The sequence below is a fragment of the Shimia sp. R10_1 genome (genome assembly GCF_017744095.1).
Classification (GTDB): Bacteria; Pseudomonadota; Alphaproteobacteria; order Rhodobacterales; family Rhodobacteraceae; genus Shimia.
Genome location: NZ_JAGHQX010000004.1, coordinates 268,697 through 287,668 on the forward strand (window position 1 = coordinate 268,697; position 18,972 = coordinate 287,668).

At 57.1% G+C, this 18,972-nt stretch carries 16 protein-coding genes; 6 read left to right on the forward strand and 10 right to left on the reverse strand.

The features are described from left to right. The first annotated feature begins 4 nt into the window (after positions 1 to 4). Genes J7413_RS10190 through J7413_RS10200 form a run of 3 tightly spaced genes read left to right on the forward strand, consistent with a single transcriptional unit; the run spans position 5 to position 2,283 of the window. A complete protein-coding gene (locus J7413_RS10190) occupies positions 5 to 1,354 on the forward strand; it encodes a DUF6638 family protein (protein WP_209097969.1) in 1,350 nt (449 codons plus the stop codon). Positions 1,355 to 1,357: 3 nt separating this feature from the next. Next, positions 1,358 to 1,621 carry a hypothetical protein gene (locus tag J7413_RS10195; RefSeq protein WP_209097970.1) on the forward strand — a complete coding sequence of 88 codons (264 nt, stop codon included), beginning with the start codon at positions 1,358 to 1,360 and terminating at the stop codon, positions 1,619 to 1,621. 11 nt (positions 1,622 to 1,632) lie between these two features. Continuing rightward, positions 1,633 to 2,283 (forward strand): DUF1523 family protein, encoded by a 651-nt coding sequence (locus tag J7413_RS10200; RefSeq protein ID WP_209097971.1) that lies wholly within the window; start codon positions 1,633 to 1,635, stop codon positions 2,281 to 2,283. On the opposite strand, the gene J7413_RS10205 is transcribed toward J7413_RS10200, so the two are convergent. From J7413_RS10205 to J7413_RS10225, 5 genes are all read right to left on the reverse strand, one after another. Continuing rightward, entirely contained in the window at positions 2,280 to 3,155 is an 876-nt protein-coding gene (locus J7413_RS10205) for a DmsC/YnfH family molybdoenzyme membrane anchor subunit (protein WP_209097972.1), read from the reverse strand. The genes J7413_RS10200 and J7413_RS10205 overlap by 4 nt on opposite strands. Further along, positions 3,155 to 3,916: a 4Fe-4S dicluster domain-containing protein gene (locus J7413_RS10210; RefSeq protein ID WP_209097973.1), complete on the reverse strand. Its 762-nt coding sequence runs from the start codon at positions 3,914 to 3,916 to the stop codon at positions 3,155 to 3,157. The genes J7413_RS10205 and J7413_RS10210 overlap by 1 nt, the downstream gene beginning before the upstream one ends. Before the next feature lie 79 nt (positions 3,917 to 3,995). Then, on the reverse strand, positions 3,996 to 6,794 hold the full coding sequence (locus J7413_RS10215; protein WP_209097974.1) for a molybdopterin oxidoreductase family protein: 2,799 nt from the start codon (positions 6,792 to 6,794) through the stop codon (positions 3,996 to 3,998). A gap of 19 nt (positions 6,795 to 6,813) precedes the next feature. Then, entirely contained in the window at positions 6,814 to 7,806 is a 993-nt protein-coding gene (locus J7413_RS10220) for a putative sulfate exporter family transporter (RefSeq protein WP_209097975.1), read from the reverse strand. A 137-nt stretch (positions 7,807 to 7,943) separates the two neighbouring features. Beyond that, positions 7,944 to 9,077, reverse strand: coding sequence for a citrate/2-methylcitrate synthase (locus J7413_RS10225; RefSeq protein ID WP_209097976.1), 1,134 nt, complete (start codon positions 9,075 to 9,077; stop codon positions 7,944 to 7,946). Positions 9,078 to 9,113: 36 nt separating this feature from the next. Here J7413_RS10225 and J7413_RS10230 point away from each other — a divergent pair, with 36 nt between their 5' ends. Further along, positions 9,114 to 9,965, forward strand: coding sequence for a phosphate acyltransferase (locus tag J7413_RS10230; RefSeq protein ID WP_209097977.1), 852 nt, complete (start codon positions 9,114 to 9,116; stop codon positions 9,963 to 9,965). 7 nt (positions 9,966 to 9,972) lie between these two features. Here the strand turns inward: J7413_RS10230 and J7413_RS10235 are convergent, their stop codons facing one another. The 5 genes from J7413_RS10235 to J7413_RS10255 form a co-directional block, all read right to left on the reverse strand. Beyond that, positions 9,973 to 11,133, reverse strand: a complete 1,161-nt coding sequence (locus J7413_RS10235) for an acetate/propionate family kinase (protein ID WP_209097978.1) — start codon at positions 11,131 to 11,133, stop codon at positions 9,973 to 9,975. Between the two features lie 3 nt (positions 11,134 to 11,136). Beyond that, positions 11,137 to 12,918, reverse strand: a complete 1,782-nt coding sequence (gene xsc / locus J7413_RS10240) for a sulfoacetaldehyde acetyltransferase (protein WP_209097979.1) — start codon at positions 12,916 to 12,918, stop codon at positions 11,137 to 11,139. A 115-nt stretch (positions 12,919 to 13,033) separates the two neighbouring features. Further along, positions 13,034 to 14,494, reverse strand: coding sequence for a PLP-dependent aminotransferase family protein (locus J7413_RS10245; RefSeq protein WP_209097980.1), 1,461 nt, complete (start codon positions 14,492 to 14,494; stop codon positions 13,034 to 13,036). Between the two features lie 71 nt (positions 14,495 to 14,565). Beyond that, positions 14,566 to 15,156: a GNAT family protein gene (locus J7413_RS10250; RefSeq protein ID WP_209097981.1), complete on the reverse strand. Its 591-nt coding sequence runs from the start codon at positions 15,154 to 15,156 to the stop codon at positions 14,566 to 14,568. Positions 15,157 to 15,258: 102 nt separating this feature from the next. Further along, positions 15,259 to 16,659: an aminotransferase class III-fold pyridoxal phosphate-dependent enzyme gene (locus J7413_RS10255; protein ID WP_209097982.1), complete on the reverse strand. Its 1,401-nt coding sequence runs from the start codon at positions 16,657 to 16,659 to the stop codon at positions 15,259 to 15,261. A gap of 401 nt (positions 16,660 to 17,060) precedes the next feature. On the opposite strand from J7413_RS10255, the gene J7413_RS10260 reads away from it, so the two are divergent. Together J7413_RS10260 and J7413_RS10265 are read left to right on the forward strand one after the other, a co-directional pair. Further along, complete coding sequence (locus J7413_RS10260; protein WP_209097983.1) at positions 17,061 to 18,056, forward strand: ABC transporter substrate-binding protein; 996 nt, start codon at positions 17,061 to 17,063, stop codon at positions 18,054 to 18,056. Positions 18,057 to 18,165: 109 nt separating this feature from the next. Next, positions 18,166 to 18,972 carry an ABC transporter ATP-binding protein gene (locus tag J7413_RS10265; protein ID WP_209097984.1) on the forward strand — a complete coding sequence of 269 codons (807 nt, stop codon included), beginning with the start codon at positions 18,166 to 18,168 and terminating at the stop codon, positions 18,970 to 18,972.

Sequence of the window (18,972 nt, forward strand, 5' to 3'; positions counted from 1 at the left end):
ACAAATGCATAGACTGATCCAACGCGGCTTGATGTTTGGCAATCTGATCGAGGTTGCCTCCCCGGTGTTGGTGGAGCGCTACAATCGTGCGCTGAAACATCTGACGGGCAAGACCACCAACCTCACCGATTTTCACATCGATATCTCGGGCTATTCGCCGGAGATTGGCGACGAGCTGGATGATCATCTCTACCTCAACCACGGGGGATGCAATCGGCAGTTCATCCTGCTGACCACAGAACAGAAAACCGCGCCGCTCCTGAATGCGAAGTTCTCGACCAGCCGGGATATTCTGCGTCACTTTATTGAGGAAAATGAACCACAGCTCTTTGCGCTCACAGCGCGAGATGCGGTGGCAGGGGAGCTGGTGAACTCTGTGTTTTCGGTGAGCGACCCGAGCCGCCTTTTGGACATTCGACAGGTCACAATCGAGGCGGACACCACGGCGGGCACGCTGCGCGATGCGGCGAAGCTTGGCGCGTTGGCTGATCGGTTCAAACAGGAGGAAGACGGCTGGTTTGATGATGTGCTGATCGCAGATATGATCACACTCGCCAAACGCACCGGTGACGTGACGCGCAATCCGGTGACGCTCAAGCAAATGGCGTTTGACCAGCAGGATTATTGGACCGCGCATTTTGGCGGCGTTTATTTGTTCCGGGGCGTGGAGCACCCGGCTGTGATCGCTGCACAGGACAGGTCCGCTTTGGGGGAGCTGCCTGTCAAATACTGCTTTGAATTCTCAGACCGCAATCAGATTGCCAAGTTTCTGGATATGAACGGTTTGGCGGAGCCGATCGTGAAGGCACGCGGTGTGGATGGTGTGGCGATCCTGCGCCAGAAAATGGACTTCATTGTCGTGGACGCGGCGCAGGATGCGGGCGTTGATCTGACAGGGGCGACCCGCAGTGATATTCGCCGTCTGGCACGCGCGCATGCGGAGGCTCTGCCGCCAGAATATCATGCGCTGCGAGGGATTGTCGCCTGGGCCGAACACAATGGACCCTGGCCCAAAATCACCAGCGATCACCCAGCCTATTTCTACACCCTGCGTGCCACAGATACGGATCAGGCGGATCTTGTGAACATGCTGCTGTCGGAATTGGCGCCAAAGGACATTCGCCAGCTCTTCATCTGCCACAAAGAGGTGTTCTATCGCCTTTATCAAGGCTGGTCAGACACCAAGAAGAGCTTTGTCGCGGATTTTCTGGAGCGTGAATATCAGGTGGATAAGGCAGGCGCTCGAGAGGCGCTGTTTGGGCATGATCTCCCGCTTGAGATGCCGCGGGTGCCGCGTCGTGTCAGCGAGGATATGATCGCGCGCGTTGGTCCCTGGGGGGCTGTGAGGAGGTAGAAAATGGCACTGCTGCGTCTAACGGTAATCGGCTTCATCCTGCTGACCATCATTTATGTCTGTCTGTCGCTCTACAGCCGTGCGGTGCGGCGCTCTAAACTCCGTGCAGAATGGGACGAAGAGGGCATGACAGGTGATAAAGACGCGTTTATCGAGCAAGGGCTGCAAGAGTATGATGGCTCTTTGCGTCGAAAACTGATTTTGGGTGTTTATATTGTACCAGTGACCTGTGTTGCGATCCTTATCTATGTCATCAACTTCATGTAGAGGCGGCTTAAATGGTTTATGTAAAATGGATTTTCCGGATCCTGTTTTGGGGCGGCTTGGCGGCCTGGCTGCATTACACGCTGCCGCAGCATGACGTTGTGCGCCTTGTTGGCACCTATGAAGAGCGCCAGGAGTTGGGCGACTGGACGCGGATATTCTGGTCCAAACCGGACACACAGTCAGAAGGGCTGATCAACCGCGATGTGCAGTTTCTGCAGGGCTTTGATAGCAACGACAAAGCGCGGGTGTACCGCAATGAGGATACCGGCTGGAGCTGGCCGCCGTATTTCAAATTCGACACCGCGAACCTCTACACAGAGGCCAATGATGCGGTGTCGACCAAGGATGCACCGGAGTGGGTGGTGATCACCCACTATGGCTGGCGCAATGAGTTTTTCTCAGCCTTTCCAAATGCGGTGTCCATCAAACCCGCAACTGGGCCGGATATGCGGGTTATCCCTTGGTTTAACATCATTTTCCTGACGCTTTTGGCCGCGCTCTTCTGGGCAATCTATGTACGCTGGCGGCGCTTCCGCGAGGCGCGAATCGACCCTGTGCTCGATGATGTGGCGGACAGCTGGGATGCCGCTGGCGACAATATCACGGAAAAACGTGGCCGCTTCCGCGCCTGGCTCGATACCTGGCGCGGGAAGGCGCGTTAACGCATGCCGTAGTAGAGGCCGACCACATGTTCGGCCTCTGCAAAGAACAGCCAGCGGGATGTGGCGACGCCTGCGATATGGCTGAGTACAGCAATCGCAGCCAGGAAGTGGCCGAAGGGCAGAAGTGTCAGAACCACCAAGGGCAGCACGAAGGTGAGCACAAAGGCGATCACACGCAGTTTCTGGGCGTGTTTGCGCCCAATGACATATATGAACTCCTTGACCAGATAGTTCGGCGCGGTGTGCGGATGGGCCATAGAGCGCACCGTGCCGCGTTCGCCCAATCCTGTGGCGGTGCCCATATCTGTGCCGCTACTGGTTAGCGCGTTGTCGCCCCTTATCCACCAGAAGATTTGGATGACTGCCGCGATGGCCAGCAAGACGATGGCCATCGTGATACGGCCTGAAAGCAACGCCCCCCCAGCAAGCGAGAAACTGAGGTAAAGTGCTGGCGTTAATGGGGTTTTCCAACGGGGCACCGTGTCGAGTTGAGCGTAAATCATTGATGTGGTGAAGACTGTGAGCAGCGAGAGCAGTGCTCCGATCCAGCCCAAGATCACGATATGTGTGGCAAAGAAGATCAGGCAGAGCGCATAGAGCCCCATGATGCAGAGCGCGGCGACAGCGCAGACACCTTCTCGGCTCAGCCAGCTTGTGCGCCATTGGCTAAGCGCACGCCAGGCGCGTTCTGGGTGGCCAAGGTGGAAGGTGGAGGACAACAGCCCGCCCACCGCCAACGCAAAGCCTATGAAAAAGAAAGCAAAAGCCACTCCGCCTGTTGGGGGCGTCAGATCGATGCCAAGCCAGAATAGAAGGCCGAACCCAAGACCAGAGAGGGTGGAAAAGATGATGACGGATGGTGCGGGATGCATCAGGCAGACCCTCCGGGCAGTTTATCAAGCGCTTTGTCGAGCCATCCGAGGAAGCCGACCGGCTCTTCGGCCACAGGTTTCAGAAGCGGAGCCAGAAGGCTCTGATTATCCCAGGAATCCTTGGGCCTTGGGGGCAGATATTTGTTCACAGGCTTGGTGCCCATTTCCGGCATGAGGTCGAATCCGCCTCTGCTTTCAACAAGTTGACTGACGTCTGAATTGGGATCAGACAGGTCACCGAAGTGGCGAGCGCCTGCGGGGCAGGTGCGCACGCAGGATGGAATTTGGTCTTCCTCGGGCAGGTTTTCATTGTAGATACGATCGACACACAGGGTGCATTTCTTCATCACGCCCTCTTCCTTATCCAGCTCACGCGCGCCGTAGGGGCAGGCCCAGGCACAAAGGCCACAGCCGATGCAGTGATCCTCATTGACCAGAACAATGCCATCCTCAACCCGTTTGTAGCTGGCCCCTGTAGGACAGACGGTCACGCAAGGTGCGGTTTCGCAATGCAAACAAGACTTTGGGAAGTGTACGGTTTGCGCCGCACCCTCTTCGGGCTGCACTTCATAGCTGTGTACCCGGTTGAGGAATGTGCCCATAGGTTCTGTGCCATAAGGGCGTTGATCAGACAAAGGCGCGCCATAGTTTTCCGTGTTCCAGCCTTTGCAAGAGATCACGCAGGCGTGGCAGCCAACACAGGTGTCCAGATCGATCACGAGGCCGAGTTTGCGGTCGGTTTGCGTTGGGAGATCCGTCATATTTTGACCTCTGTATTGCGTCGGTATTGCGGCTGTATCGCGGAGGTGCGGCGACTCGCTCTTTGAATGGAGGTCATACTCATTTACCGACCTTCCATGTGAGGGTTTCCGGGCCTTGCGGCACAGGTGATGTGATGGGGGCAAAGGTCGGTTGCGCCACAACAGGCACGGCTGCTTTTTCGATTTTCACCCGTAGGTCAAACCAAGCGGCCTGTCCGGTGATGGGATCAGAATTGGCCCACCGCAGGCCATCCCCTTTGGGCGGCAGAAGCTCGTGGATCAGATGGTTGAGCAAAAAACCCCGGTTGGCTTCCGGCGCATCTTCAGAGAGCGCCCAGGTGCCACGGCGCTTGCCAATGGCATTCCACGTCCAGACGGTGTTTTCATTCAATGCTGCCTGATGGGCCACAGGGACAGTGATAGCGCCATGCGCAGAGGTCACGCGTGCCCAGTCGCCTTCTTCAAAACCATGTTTGTTCCAGAGTTTGGTTGGCAGGTAGAGTGGGTTTTCTCCGTGCAACTGCCGCAGCCAGGCGTTTTGTGTGCCCCAACTGTGGTACATCGCCATAGGGCGTTGCGTGAGCGCGTGGACATCGAATTCGTCAGGATCCACGCGGCCATCTTCCAGCGGTTCATACCAGATCGGCAGCGGGTCCATCACCTGCTTTAAGCGGTCGCGCAGATGGTCCGGTGGCTGGATGTCCCCATGCCCCTCGGCGGCGCGTTGGAACCGGCGCATCGGCTCGACATAAAGCTGGAACAGAAAGGGTTGCGGCGCGTCAAAGAGGCCGATTTTCACCGCCCAGTCCTGATAGTGCTGGTTCCATGGCTTCATATAGAGCGCATTCTCGGGCACGTGTTCGATGGCGAAGCCGCCATTGTCGATATAGCTCTGAAGCTGCTCTGGGTTCACGGCACCACGGCCGAACTGATCCCCATCTTCCCCCCTGAAACCTGCAAGCGGGCCGACGCCGGGGCGGCGTTCGTGGTTCACGATATAGTCGGCGTAGTCTTTCCATTTGGGCGTGCCATCCTCATTGAGGAAATGCGGCAGACCAATGCGTGCGCCCAGCTCGATCAGGACGGATTGAAAGCCGCGCACATCGCGGTCTGGCTCTACCACCGGCCAGCGGATGGCATCGGCGGCGCCATCGGCCTCACAAATCGGGCGATCCAAAAGCGAGATACAGTCGTGACGCTCCAGGTAAGTGGTGTCCGGCAGGATCAGATCGGCATAAGCGACCATTTCCGAACTATACGCATCCGAATAGATGATGCGCGGGATGCGATAGCCTCCGTCGTCATTGCGGTCGGTCAGCATTTTGATCACACCGGAGGTGTTCATCGTGGAGTTCCACGACATGTTGGCCATGTACATGAACAGCGTGTCGATCGGATAGGGATCCTGCGCGTGTGCGTTGGAGATCACCATATGCATGAGGCCATGCACGGACATGGGGTTTTCCCAGGTAAAGGCCTTATCAATCCGGCAGGCCGTGCCGTCCTCATTGATCTGCAGGTCTTCGGGGCCACGCGGAAAGCCGAGGTGCGGCCCTGCCAGCGGTTTGCCGGGGCGGCCATAGCCATGGGGTGTTGGGTGGGCTGATACCGGCTTGGGATAAGGCGGTTTGAACCGGAAACCGCCAGGCACTTCGACGGTGCCCAAAAGGATTTGCAGCACATGTAGCGCGCGGCAGGTTTGAAACCCGTTGGAGTGCGCCGAGATGCCCCGCATGGCGTGGAAGCTGACCGGGCGGCCTGTCATGGTTTTGTGGGTTTCGCCCCGGAAGTCGGTCCATTCCTGATCCAGTTCAAAGGCTTCGTCAAATGCGACGCGGGCCAATTCTGCGGCGATGGTTTTGATCTTCTGCGCTGGGATGCCGGTTTTTTCGGCCACTGCTTCGGGCGCATATTGCGGATCAAGATATTTCTCCGCCATCAAATGCATGACGGTTTTGTTGCCTTCATAGGTGGCAGACAGATCGGGGCGCACGCCTTTCTGATCAAAGGGGGTAAGCTTGCCTGTGGCACGATCCACCACCAGCTCTTTGCCATCGGCATCGCGCATCAATAAACCAGTTTCGCTGTCTACCAGAACGGCGGCGTTCGTGTATTGCGCGAGGTAGTGCAGGTCGATCTTGCCTGCCTTCATCAGCTCATGAATGAGCGCCAGAATGAAAAGCCCATCTGTGCCCGGGGTGATGCTGACCCATTCATCAGCAACGGCGTTGTAGCCGGAGCGTACCGGGTTCACACCAATGACCTTGGCCCCACGCGCCTTGATTTTGCCAATACCCGCTTTGATCGGGTTGCTGTCGTGATCTTCGGCCACCCCAAAGATCATGAAGAGCTTGGTGTGATCCCAATCTGGTTGGCCAAATTCCCAGAACGCGCCTCCCATGGTGTAGATGCCTGCCGCCGCCATATTGACGGAGCAAAATCCGCCGTGGGCCGCGTAATTGGGCGTGCCAAAGTGCTGGGCCCAGAAGCTTGTGAAGCTTTGTGATTGATCGCGACCGGTGAAGAACGCCAATTTGTGTGGCGCTGTTTCATGAAGCTCGGTGAGCCAGCCAACAGCGATGTTCATCGCCTCTTCCCAGCTGATTTCCTCAAATTCGCCAGATCCGCGTGGCCCGACCCGCTTCAGCGGCTTTCTGAGCCGCGATGGCGCGTTCACCTGCATGATCCCTGCGGAGCCTTTGGCGCAGAGCACGCCTTTGTTCACCGGGTGGTCGCGATTGCCCTCAATGTAGGCCACCTTACCATCCTTCATATGCACATTGATGCCACATCGGCAGGCACACATGTAACAGGTCGTCTGGCGGATCTCGTCAGAGACTTTTGGAGAGGTGTTGAGGGTGGGTTGCTGGAATGTCATCTGGCCTCCCTTGGCGCGTTTATCCGGTGAGCAGGTAAATCCCCGTGAGAATGAATGCTGCGATGAAGATGGTCTGGGTGACGATCAGCGCGATGGCGGCGCCGCCGACTCCCAAAACCTGTTTGAGGTTTGTTTTCATGCCCACAGCCGCGACAGCTGTGAGCAGAAGATAACGTGAGGTTTCGCTCATGAGGTCACAGAGGACAGCTGGAAGCAGGCCCAGTGAATTGAGTGTCGCGAGCGCAAGGAAGCCGATCACGAAGCCCGGCAAAAGCGGCGGGCGCTGGCCGTCATCCGGTGCGGCGGCAAAGCTCCGGATCAACATGGAGGCGACAAGCACCACCGGGGCCAGCATGGAAACTCGGATCAGTTTCACAAGAACAGCCGTGTCACCGGCATCCTGAGAGATCGAAAAGCCCGCGCCCGCAACCTGCGCCACATCATGGATGGTGCCCCCAAGGAAGACACCTGCCATGTGATCATTGAGGCCAAAAGCTTCCACAATAGGCGGATAGGCGATCATGGCGATGGTGGACATGACAGTGACGCCCATCACAGTAAACAAAAGGCGTTCTTCCGAACGTGCGTCTTTGGGGAGGATGGCGGCGATTGCCATGGCAGCAGAGGCACCGCAAATGGCCACCGAGCCTGCTGTCAGCACAGCAAAGCGCCATTTATGGCCAAAGAGCGGGGCGATCAGGAGGCCGAACAGGATTGTGACAACAACGCCCAGCACGGTGAGTGCAATGAGCTGCCAGCCAAGCTCCATCACCATCATGGCAGAGATACGCACGCCCAGAAGGGCCACCCCCAGACGCAGAACCGTGCGCGCGGCAAAGCCGACGCCAGCGACGGTACGCCCCTCTTCCCCCACAAAGTTCAGCGCGATGCCCAACAGCAGCGCAAGCAACATCGCCGGGGCGCCATGATGCTCAGAAAGCAATTGCGCCGTTGCCGCCACGGTCACGGCCACCGCCACGCCGGGGAAGTAGAGGCGAAACGCCTCCTTCATATGCGTTTTGATCTGATTGAGGCTGCTATATTGGGAGCCTGTTCTATTCATTGCGGGCAAGCGCGGAAATCCTTCTTTCTGACAGCAGAGACGAATAAACCCTGTCAGGTCAAGCCGGTGTCTTGATCAGTTTCGTATTAGCGTGTGGAGATTGGCTGATAAGGGCGCATGTCTGGCCCGTTGTAGAGCGTGAGGGGGCGGATCAGAATGTTGCTTTCTTGCTGGTCCATACACTGGATGATCCAGCCGGGCATGCGGCCAATCGCAAAAATCGGCACATAGAGATCCATCGGAATGCCATGCAACTGGTAGATTACCCCGGAGTAAAAATCCACGTTCACGTTCAGACCGTGGCGGGCATAGGGCTTCATCGCGTCGACCACACCCTGCAGGATTTCATACCATTCCGGCGCGCCCATTTCTTCACCGAGCTTCTTCACGCCGTCGCGCATGTGGCGGGCGCGGGGGTCTTCGGCGCGATAAACACGGTGGCCAAATCCAGTGACAGCCTCCCGATTTTTGCGCTTTTCTTTGACGTAGGCAGCGGCGTTGTCAGGCGTTCCAATCTCCTGCACCATTTTCATCACGTCTTCTGCCGCCCCGCCATGCGCTGGTCCTGCGAGGGTGGAGAGGGCCGTGACGATGCCGCCATGCAGATTTGTATCTGTGCCGATGGTAACGCGCGCTGCAAAGGAGGAGGCATTGGCGCCATGTTCGGCGTGCAGGATAAAGTCCACATCCGCCAACTTTGCCGCGTCCTCAGAGGGTTTTTCCCCTTTCAGCATCCAGAGCCAGTTGGCGGCATGGCTGAGCGTTTTGTCGGCGGGCACAGGATCACGTCCATTGCGGATGTTTTCATGCGCGGCAATGATCATGGGCACTTGCGAGGTAAGGCGCAGACCATTGGCAAGAAACGCCTCAGCGCCGGTGTTTTGGCTGTCGCTTTCCAGCGCGGCGAGGGCTGAAACAGCGGTGCGCAGCACATCCATCGGATGGCCGTCTTTGGTCGCGCGGATGATGTCATAAACCGCAGCAGGCAGTTCGCGCGCAGCTTTGAGCGTTGCGTCAAACGCGGCAAGTTCAGCTGCCGTTGGCAGCTCACCATGGATCAGGAGATAGCAGACCTCTTCAAACGTGGATTGGGTTGCGAGATCATGGATGGAATAGCCACGATAAGAGAGTTCTCCTTTGGCTCCGTCGATATGGCTCACGCCCGAGCGTTCGAAGTAAATACCTTTGAGGCCGCGGTTGATCTTGACGTTTTCTGTCACGGGTGGCTCCTTAATCGCAGGAATTGGGGAGGAACGATGTCAGCATTAGAGACCGCTATCGCCGGTGCAAAGACCCGCAAAGCCCGGGTTGTGATGCCCGAAATGGAAGACGATCGTATTGCGCAGGCATCAGAGCGGCTGCGGGCTGACGGGATTTGCGAGCCAGTTGAGCTGGGAGACAATACAGAGGCGTACGTTGCCGCGCTGGTGGATGCTCGAGGTCTGAAAGAGGCTGTGGCGCGGCGGATGCTGACCCGTCCGTTGTATCGCGCGGCTGCCATGGTGGCGGTGGGGGAAGCTGACGCGATGGTGGCGGGTGCTGTGGCCTCCACCAAGAAAGTCATAGAGGCTGCGAGTATTGGAATTGGCTTGGCGGACGGTGTGTCCGTGGCCAGCTCTTTCTTCCTAATGAGGTTCCCAAATGGCCGTGAAGTGATTTTTGCCGATTGTGGGCTGAATGTAGATCCGGACGCAGAGGCGCTCGCTGCAATTGCCTGTGCGTCTGAGCGCAGCGGCGCAGCTCTGCTTGGGGAGGCAAAGGTTGCGCTGTTGTCCTTTTCGACTGGGGCATCGGGGGCAGGGGCCAGCGTTGAAAAGGTGCGCGACGCGGCAGCGGCGACGGGTTTTGTTGGCCCAGTGCAAGGAGATGCGGCGCTGAACCCCCGTGTGGCAGAAATGAAGGGCCTTGGGGCAGGCGACGCCAATGTGCTGGTGTTCCCGTCGCTGGATGCGGGCAACATCGCGTATAAACTGGCGCAAGAGCTGGCAGGGGCGCAGGCTCTTGGCCCCATTCTCCAGGGTTTCCGAAAGCCCGTGTGCGATTTGAGCCGAGGTGCCACGGTGCAGGATATTGTGGATGCGACGGCCGTGTCTCTGGCGTTGGGGTGAGGCGCGATCATGCGGCCTCCATCTGCGAGGCTGCATCCATCGCGATCATGCGCTCTTCTTGTGCCGGGATCACCCAGATTGAAACCTTGGACGTCTCTGCATGCAGGCGTGCTTTGCGGGCGTGATTAGCATCTGGATTCATCCGGGCACCGACCCACTCCAAAGAGCGCAGGATGCGGGCGCGAACACCAATTGCGTTTTCCCCAATACCGCCCGTGAAGGCGATCGCGTCCAGCCCCTCCATGGCAGCGATCAAAGACCCTGCATGGCGCACCGACCAGTAGCAAAAATGCTCTATGGCAAAGGCACTGTCTGCAGACGGGTCCACCATAAGGTTGCGCATGTCTGACTTGCCTCCAGACAACCCCAACAGGCCGCTTTCATGGTTTAGAATGGCCTTGGTGCGCTCCAGCCCGTTTTCTTCGACCAGGCGCAGAACGGCATTTGCGTCGATCCCGCCCGAGCGCGTGCCCATGGTCAGACCGTCAAGAGGCGAATAACCCATGGTTGTCGCGATGGATTGGCCGTTTTTGATCGCGCAGAGCGACGCACCATTTCCAAGATGAAATGCCAGCAGGCGAGAAGGCAGTTTCTCGCCGGATATCTCCGGAAGATTTTCCACCAAAGAGGCATAGCTCAGCCCATGAAACCCGTATCGACGGATGCCTTTTGTCTCCATCATGCGTGGAATGGCATAGCGGGTTGCGGCCTCTGGGTTGTTGGCATGAAACGATGTGTCAAAGCTTGCATATTGCGGCAGGCTGGGGGCAATTTCTGCCAACATATCCATAGCTGCGAGATTGTGCGGATTGTGCAATGGCGCAAGCGGCGTACAGGATGCAATTTCAGCCCGCACTTCGGCGTTTACTTTCACGGGCGCGGTCAGTTTGCGCCCACCATGCACAACCCGATGTGCCGCAGCGCGCAGGTCTGCCACCGCCACACCTTCTGTATTGAGCGCTTCCAGCACGGCCTGCAATGCGGCGCGATGGTCTATGAAGGGCAGATCGCGCGATTTTCCGGCGATAGACAAAGAAGAGGCACCGCCGATTCCATCGGCGATGCCAGAGATGCACTCGGTCAAGTCGCCATCAAAAACAGCGAATTTGATCGAAGATGACCCAGCGTTGAGCACCAGAATGGGGCGAGTGATGCTGGGTCTCGCCATAGGTTAGCTCCCTGTCTGAGGAACCATGTCCGCCGGGTCGATGCCAGCGACGGCAACGGGCTTTTTCATCGCGTCGCGGCGGAAAGGTTCACCAAGTTCCTGGTTGATCAAGGCTTCGATCAATGTGGTTTTGCCATGGTTCATCTGGTCATCCACCGCTTTGTTCAGCGCGGCTGTGAGTTCATCCATGGTGCGGGCCACCACGCCCTGCAGGCCACAGGCTTGCGCGATGCCTGCGTAAGACACCTGTGTGTCCAGCTCTGTGCCGACGAAGTTGTCATCATACCACAGCGTCGAGTTCCGCTTTTCAGCGCCCCACTGATAGTTGCGGAACACAACTTGCGTGACGGCTGGCCACTCTTTGCGCCCAATCGCGGTCAGCTCGGTAACCGCAATGCCAAACGCACCGTCGCCAGAGAAGCCCACAACCGGCACATCAGGGCAGCCAATTTTCGCACCAATCACCGAGGGCAGCCCATAGCCACATGGGCCAAACAGGCCGGGGGCAAGGTATTTGCGCCCGGAATCGAAATCTGGGTAGGCGTTCCCGATGGCACAGTTGTTGCCAATGTCAGAACTGATTATCGCCTCGCGCGGGAGGGCAGACTGAATGGCACGCCACGCCATACGCGGGCTCATCCAATCAGGTTTGTCATCGCGCGCGCGCTGGTTCCATGTGGTGCCCGGATCATCGTCTTCATGATCCATGGACGAAAGCTGCTGCGCCCAGGCGGATTTGGTTTTCGCAATGTGGCTCTTGCGTGTGTCACGCCCCATGTCCCCAGCCGTGTCCGCCAGCTGCTCCAGAATGCCCGCGGCCACTTTGGCAGCGTCGCCTACAATGCCAACATCCACAGTTTTGGTCAGGCCAATGCGGTTGGGATTGATGTCCACCTGAATGATTTTCGCATTGGCAGGCCAATATTCAATGCCATAGCCCGGCAACGTCGAGAATGGGTTGAGGCGCGTGCCAAGTGCGAGCACAACGTCCGCATCTTTGATGAGTTCCATCGCCGCCTTGGAGCCGTTGTAGCCCAAGGGGCCAGCAAACAGTGGGTGTGAGCCGGGAAACGCGTCGTTGTGTTGGTAGCCCACACAAACCGGCGCATCGAGCCGCTCCGCCAGCGCCATGGAAGCCGCGATGCCACCTTTGGACAGCACAACACCTGCGCCATTCAGCAGCACAGGGTTTTTGGCTTCGGACAGAAGCGCAGCCGCCTGTGCCACAGAAGAGCTGCCGCCGGGGGAGGATTCAAATTCCACAGGTTCCGGTAGGGTGATATCAACCACCTGAGTCCACATATCGCGCGGAATGTTGATCTGTGCTGGCGCGCTGTGACGTTTGGCTTGTGCAATCACACGGGCCAGAACCTCGGCAATACGGGACGGATCGCGCACCTCTTCCTGATAGGCGACCATGTCCTTGAACAAGGCCATCTGCTCCACTTCCTGGAAGCCACCCTGGCCAACGGTCTTGTTCGCGGCCTGCGGTGTCACCAGCAGGAGCGGGGTGTGGTTCCAGTAGGCGGTTTTCACCGCGGTCACGAAGTTGGTGATGCCGGGGCCGTTTTGCGCGATCATCATCGACATCTTGCCGGTGGCGCGGGTGTAGCCGTCGGCCATCATCCCGCCAGATCCTTCATGTGCGCAATCCCAGAAGGAGATCCCAGCCTGCGGGAAAATATCGGAAATTGGCATAAAAGCCGATCCGATGATGCCAAAGACATGTTCGATGCCATGTTTTTGAAGCACTTTTACAAAGGCTTCCTCGGTTGTCATTTTCATGAGGCGAACTCCTATTGCGCCCGAAAGGGAGGTATGGGGCGGTCGTTTTGGTGAGAAACTACGGTTTGGCGTAGGGTGGCGTTAGGGCCAGTTTGTTTTCCCGGATATATCCAGATCAGAGTGTGCGCAGGGCTTGCGCAATACGAGACACACCTTCTGGTATGCGTTCACAAGGAATGGAGGAATACCCAAGGCGGTAAAAGTTCCGGGGAATGTCTGAGCCAGAGAAAAACGATGCGCCCGGCTCGATCAAAACGCCTTCGTTTTGCACCCTTTGCGCGAATTCTTCGGTGTCGATCTCGTCTTTTGTGCGCATCCAGAAACTGGACCCTCCGAAAGCCCCTTGGCCAGCAACATCCAAGCCTGATTGCGTGATTGCCTCTTGCATCACAGCCCGGCGTTCCTTGAGCGCCTCCCGAATGCGCCGGATCAAAGCATCATAGTGCCCAAGCGAAAGAAAATAGGCGGCGGTGCGTTGAATGTGCCCAGGCGGGTGCCGCAATACAGAGGCACGCAGGGCTCGGGCCTCGCGGATGAAGGCCTCACTGCCCACCAGATACCCAAGCCGCAGCCCCGGAAATAGCGATTTGGAGAAGCTGCCGACGTAGATCACACGGCCTTCGGTATCCAGCGATTTCAGGGCCGGCGACGGCGCATCCAGAAAAGACATTTCAAATTCATAGTCATCTTCCACAACCAGTGCATCGATTGCGCGGGCGCGCTCCAGAAGCGCATGGCGTCTGGACATTGGCATGGTGGCTGTGGTGGGGCATTGATGGCTTGGCGTGGTGAAAATCACATCTGCCTCAGTCGGAATCAGACTTGGATCCAGACCGTCCTGATCCACGTCGATCGGCGCCAAATGACAGCGCGACTGATTGAGAATATCCCGCAGAGCGTGGTAACAAGGGTTCTCAATCGCTGCCATACGGCGCTGGGTGAGCAAAACCTGCGCCGCAATCCAAAGCGCATTCTGGGCGCCGAGCGTAATCAGGATCTCCTCGGGGCGGGCAATGATGCCCCGACGCGGCAGTGTGTTGCGAGCGATAAATTCCACCAGTTCTGGGTCATCTTGGTCGTAATAGTCCGATGTCAGCGCTGTGAAGTCTTTTTGGCCCAGTGCTTGCAAGGCGCACAGGCGCCAATTCGCATGATCAAACAAACTTGGATCTGTTTGGCCGTAAACAAATGGGAACTGGTAGCTGGCCCAGTCTTGGGGTTTTTGGGGCGTATCCCCTCCCGTGTAACGCCGGCCGATAGCGCGCGTCCAATCAATGCTGTCTTCACGCTGTTTCGGGGGGGAAAAGCTTGGCGGCACGGGCGCATTTTCGGAGACATAATAGCCAGATCGCCCACGCGAGGAGAGATAGTCATTTGCCAAAAGTTCAGTGTAGGCGAGCGTTACCGTGATGCGGCTGACGCCCAGGTGACTGGCAAGCTTGCGTGAGGAGGGGAGTTTTTCCCCGCGTCGGAAGCGACCAGACAGAATACCTTCCGCGATCAACTGTTGGATCTGCGCTTGAAGCGTGCCCTGAAAACCGGGGGAAAGGAAAAAGGTTTCAACCGAGATTGCCATGTGGAAACGCTATACTGGACTTATCCGGGTTGCAAACTGGACTTTTCCTCTCCTCGCGAATGTCAATGTTTTCAGCGGTTCTGATCTAGCTTGTGTCTCAGATTGGCGTGAACTGCAGGCCATTCATGTTTACAGATAGAGTAAACAGCAGTGTCACGTAGTGTGCCGTTTGCCATGATCGTATGATTGCGCAAGACGCCGTCCAACTTGGCGCCAAGCCGTTCGATTGCGCGTCGGGACTGGTGATTCAGGAAATGGGTGCGAAACTCCACTGCGATACAAGACAGTTCCTCGAACGCGTGGCGCAGTAACATGAGTTTACACTCTGTGTTGATTGGAGAGCGCTGCGCGGACTTTCGATACCATGTTGAACCGATTTCCACGCGACGGTTGGCGGCGTCCGTGTTCATGTAGGTGGTCATGCCAATGGCGCGGCCTGATGGGTCCAGAATGGCGAAAGCAGTCATGTTTGGTTGAGACAGGCGACGCTCGATTTCTGCGGGCACCGCCGTCGGGCTCGGCACGGAAGTGTACCACAACGTGTGCAGATCGCCATCCGCAGAGGCTTCAGCAAGCTGGTCGCTGTGAAGCGGGGCGAGTGGCACAAGGCTGGCATGCGTGCCTTTCAGCGTGACTGGGGCGGGCCAGTTTCCTGTGTCCATGGGACGATTTCCTTTTGCAAACAAACGCCGCCCTCCTCACGTGGAGCGGGCGGCGCAGCAGGGCACGAATGTTGTCGCTCCCGTTGAGGTGACGTTTAAGCGTTAGCCAAACACCTTTGTTAGGGCGTTGTCGACGGCGTTGGTGATCGCGTCGATGTCCGCAGCGGTCGCGATCAATGCGGGTGAGAACGCAATAACATTGTTGCGCCCCGGAACAGAACGGTTGGCGGCGCCAATGATCACGCCTTGTGCGCCACAATCGGCGACCACCGCCGCAATATCGGCCTCATCTACCGGCTCTTTGGTTTCGCGGTCCTTCACCAGCTCACAGCCAAGGAACAGCCCTTTGCCGCGCACGTCCCCGATGATGTCATGTTTCTCCATCAACGCTTTCAGGTTCCCCATCATACGCGCGCCCATGGCGGTGCAGTTTTCCAACAACCCTTCTTCTTCGATGATTGCCATGTTTTCCAGCGCGGCTGCTGGTCCAGCGGTGCACCCACCAAACGTGGAGATGTCGCGGAAATGGTCAAGCTTATCGGATGGATCGGATTTGAAGTGTTCAAAAACGTCTTCTGTGGTCACAAGGCAAGAAATCGCTGCGTAGCCGGAGGCGACACCTTTGGCCATCGTCACGAAGTCTGGCTTGATGCCGTAATGCTGATAGCCAAACCAATGGGTTCCGGTACGTCCAATGCCGCAGACAACTTCGTCAATATGCAGCAGTATGTCATACTGTTTGCAAATCTCTTGCACGCGTTCCCAGTAGCCTTCCGGCGGAGTGATCACGCCGCCGCCAGCGGTCACCGGCTCCAGGCACAGGGCGCCAACGGTGTCTGGACCTTCGCGCAGGATGACCTCTTCGATCTGATTTGCGGCAGCAATACCAAACTCGCGCCCTGACAGATGACCAAGGCCCAGCTCATCCTTGCGGTATTCCATGCAATGCGGAACGCGCACAAAACCGGGTGCGAAAGGGCCGTATTGCGCATTGCGTTCGTCTTGGCCGCCCGCAGACATCGCAGCAAGCGTTGAGCCGTGATAGTCACGGTCACGGTAGAGAATCTTGTGTTTCTTGCCGCCATATTTCTTGTGCGCAATCTGGCGGACCATTTTGAAAGCTTTCTCATTCGCTTCCGACCCAGAGTTGCAATAGTAGACGCGGCTCATTCCGGGCATTTTTTCGACCAGCTTTTCCGCATAGAGCGCGCCGGGGACGTTGCCCGCCGCGTTGGCAAAATAGCACATCTTCATCAGGTTTTCGTGGACTGCATTGGCGATGCGCTCGCGACCATAGCCTACGTTTACGGTCCAGACCGCGCCCGAAACAGCATCAATATACTCTTTGCCATTCTGGTCCCAAACACGCATGCCTTTTCCCTCAATGATGATGCGCGGATCATTGGTTTCAAACGGCTTATGTTGCACCAGATGATGCCAGACATGTGCCTTGTCGGCTTTGACGACGTGGCTGATATCGTTTTCTTTCAGGGTGCCGTCCATGGCGTGAGCCTCCTTGAGGTAGTGCGTTCAGAGCTGAGAATTGCGCCAAATTTGAGCGCTTAGAATAGGTTTGCACGATATCCTCGCGACTTTTTCAAGCATCTTTATAGGGCCAGAGGCTCTATCTATATAAGGCCAGTCTGGCGGAAAATGTCTGGGTGTTAGTCGGAAAGATGGCTTCAAACACCTATTTTATATGACATTATACCAAATGGTCAAATTATTCTGAGTGGCGAAAGCCCATAGTCACTGCCGCATAATTGACCAAAAAAACATTGATCGGTGGGCCAAATTCCGCTCCGATCAGGAAGGATGCGGATTGTTGATGACCAAAAAAGAGGCCAAACGCCCAGGGGATCACACCGAGCAATCGCGCCAAAACGACAACGGGAGAAATAACGATGAGCTTGAAGAAGACGCTTTTGGGCGCCACAGCCGCCACTGCGATGCTGATGGGGGCCCAGGCTGCGACCGCAGAGATTACTGTTGCCTACTTCTTAGAATGGCCGATGCCGTTCCAATACGCAAAACAGATGGGCACCTATGAAGAAGCGCTGGGCACAGAGATCAACTGGGTCAGCTTCGATACGGGTACGGCCATGAGTGCTGCGATGGCGTCCGGGGATGTGCAGATTTCTGTCAGCCAGGGTGTGCCGCCGTTTGTTGTCGCCGCGTCCGCAGGTCAGGACATTCAGATTGTCGACGTTGCCGTGTCTTATTCAGACAACGACAACTGTGTGGTGGCGTCCGGTCTAGAAATTGACAAAGACAGCGCGGCAGAGTTGGCAGGTAAGAAAGTGGCTGTGCCGCTGGGCACCGCAGCGCACTATGGCTTCCTCAGCCAGATGAACCACTTTGGCGTCGATGTCGGCGGCATGGAAGTTGTGGATATGGCCCCTGCAGAAGGGGCAGCTGCGTTGGCGCAGGGCTCGCTGGACATGGCTTGCGGCTGGGGTGGTGCGCTGCGCCGTATGAAAGAGCATGGCAATGTACTGCTGACGGGGGCTGAGAAAGAAGAGCTGGGCATCCTGGTTTTTGACGCCACAACCGCGCCTGCATCCTTCATTGCCGAAGAAAGCGAAATGCTCGCGAAGTTCCTCAAAGTGACAGCAGATGCAAATGCGATGTGGGCGGATGAAGCCAATCACGCCAAGATGCTTCCCGTGATCGCGAAAGATGCAGGTATGGACGAAGAAGCCACCGCCGCGACGCTGGCGACTTTCAAATTCCCAACCGTTGATGAGCAATTGGGTGATGCTTGGTTCGGTGGCACTGCTCAGAACTTCATGAAGGGTGTCGCAGGTGTCTTTGTGGACGCAGGCTCCATTCCGAGTGCGCTTGACAGCTATGCTGGCACGGTGAATACCGGCCCTCTCGAAGCCGCTAAGGGTATGTAAAGACTACCAAAGAAGGCCCGCTGTCAGGCGGGCCTTTGACTTAGAGCCAGACAAGAGGTGGGCCAACCACCGCGGCCCATAGACATGGGCGAACAAGCAGTTGGGAAACATGACTGGATTATCGATCGAAAACCTGTCCATGCGCTTTGATTTGCCAAACGGGGGGCATGTTCAGGCACTAAAGGACGTGAGCCTTGATCTCAAACAGGGTGAATTGCTGAGCGTGCTGGGGCCTTCGGGCTGCGGCAAGACCACATTGTTGAACATTGTCGCCGGTTTCTTGGCCCCAACCGAGGGGCAGATCGTGATGAATGGCCACAAGGTCATGGGGCCAGACGCAGAGCGCGGTATGGTGTTTCAGCAGGGCGCGCTTTTTGAATGGATGAGCGTGCGCGACAACGTGAGCTTTGGTCCTGACATGAAGGGTATGCCTAAGTCGGAAAGCGCAGACATCGTTGACCACCTCCTCGAAGTGGTTGGTCTTCAGGACTTCAAAGAAAAGATGGTTTATGAATTGTCCGGCGGGATGCAGCAGCGCGTGGCCTTGGCCCGCTGTTTGGCGAACGATCCGGATGTGATCCTGATGGACGAACCGCTGGGCGCGCTTGATGCGCTCACGCGAGAAAAGATGCAGAGCCTTGTGCTCAAATTGTGGAAAGAGACTGGCAAAACGATCATTCTGATCACCCACTCGGTGGAAGAGGCGCTCTTGCTCGGCGAACGCCTCCTTGTGATGGCACCGCGTCCGGGACGCATTCACAAAGAATACCGTCTGCCTTTTGCCGATCTTGGTGTGGGGGCAGACCTGCGCGAGGTAAAGAAACATCCCGATTATGCGCCAACGCGCGAAGAGATCCTCAACATGATCTGGAACATGGAAGAAGAGATCATGGGCCGCACAGAGGGGGACGCATAA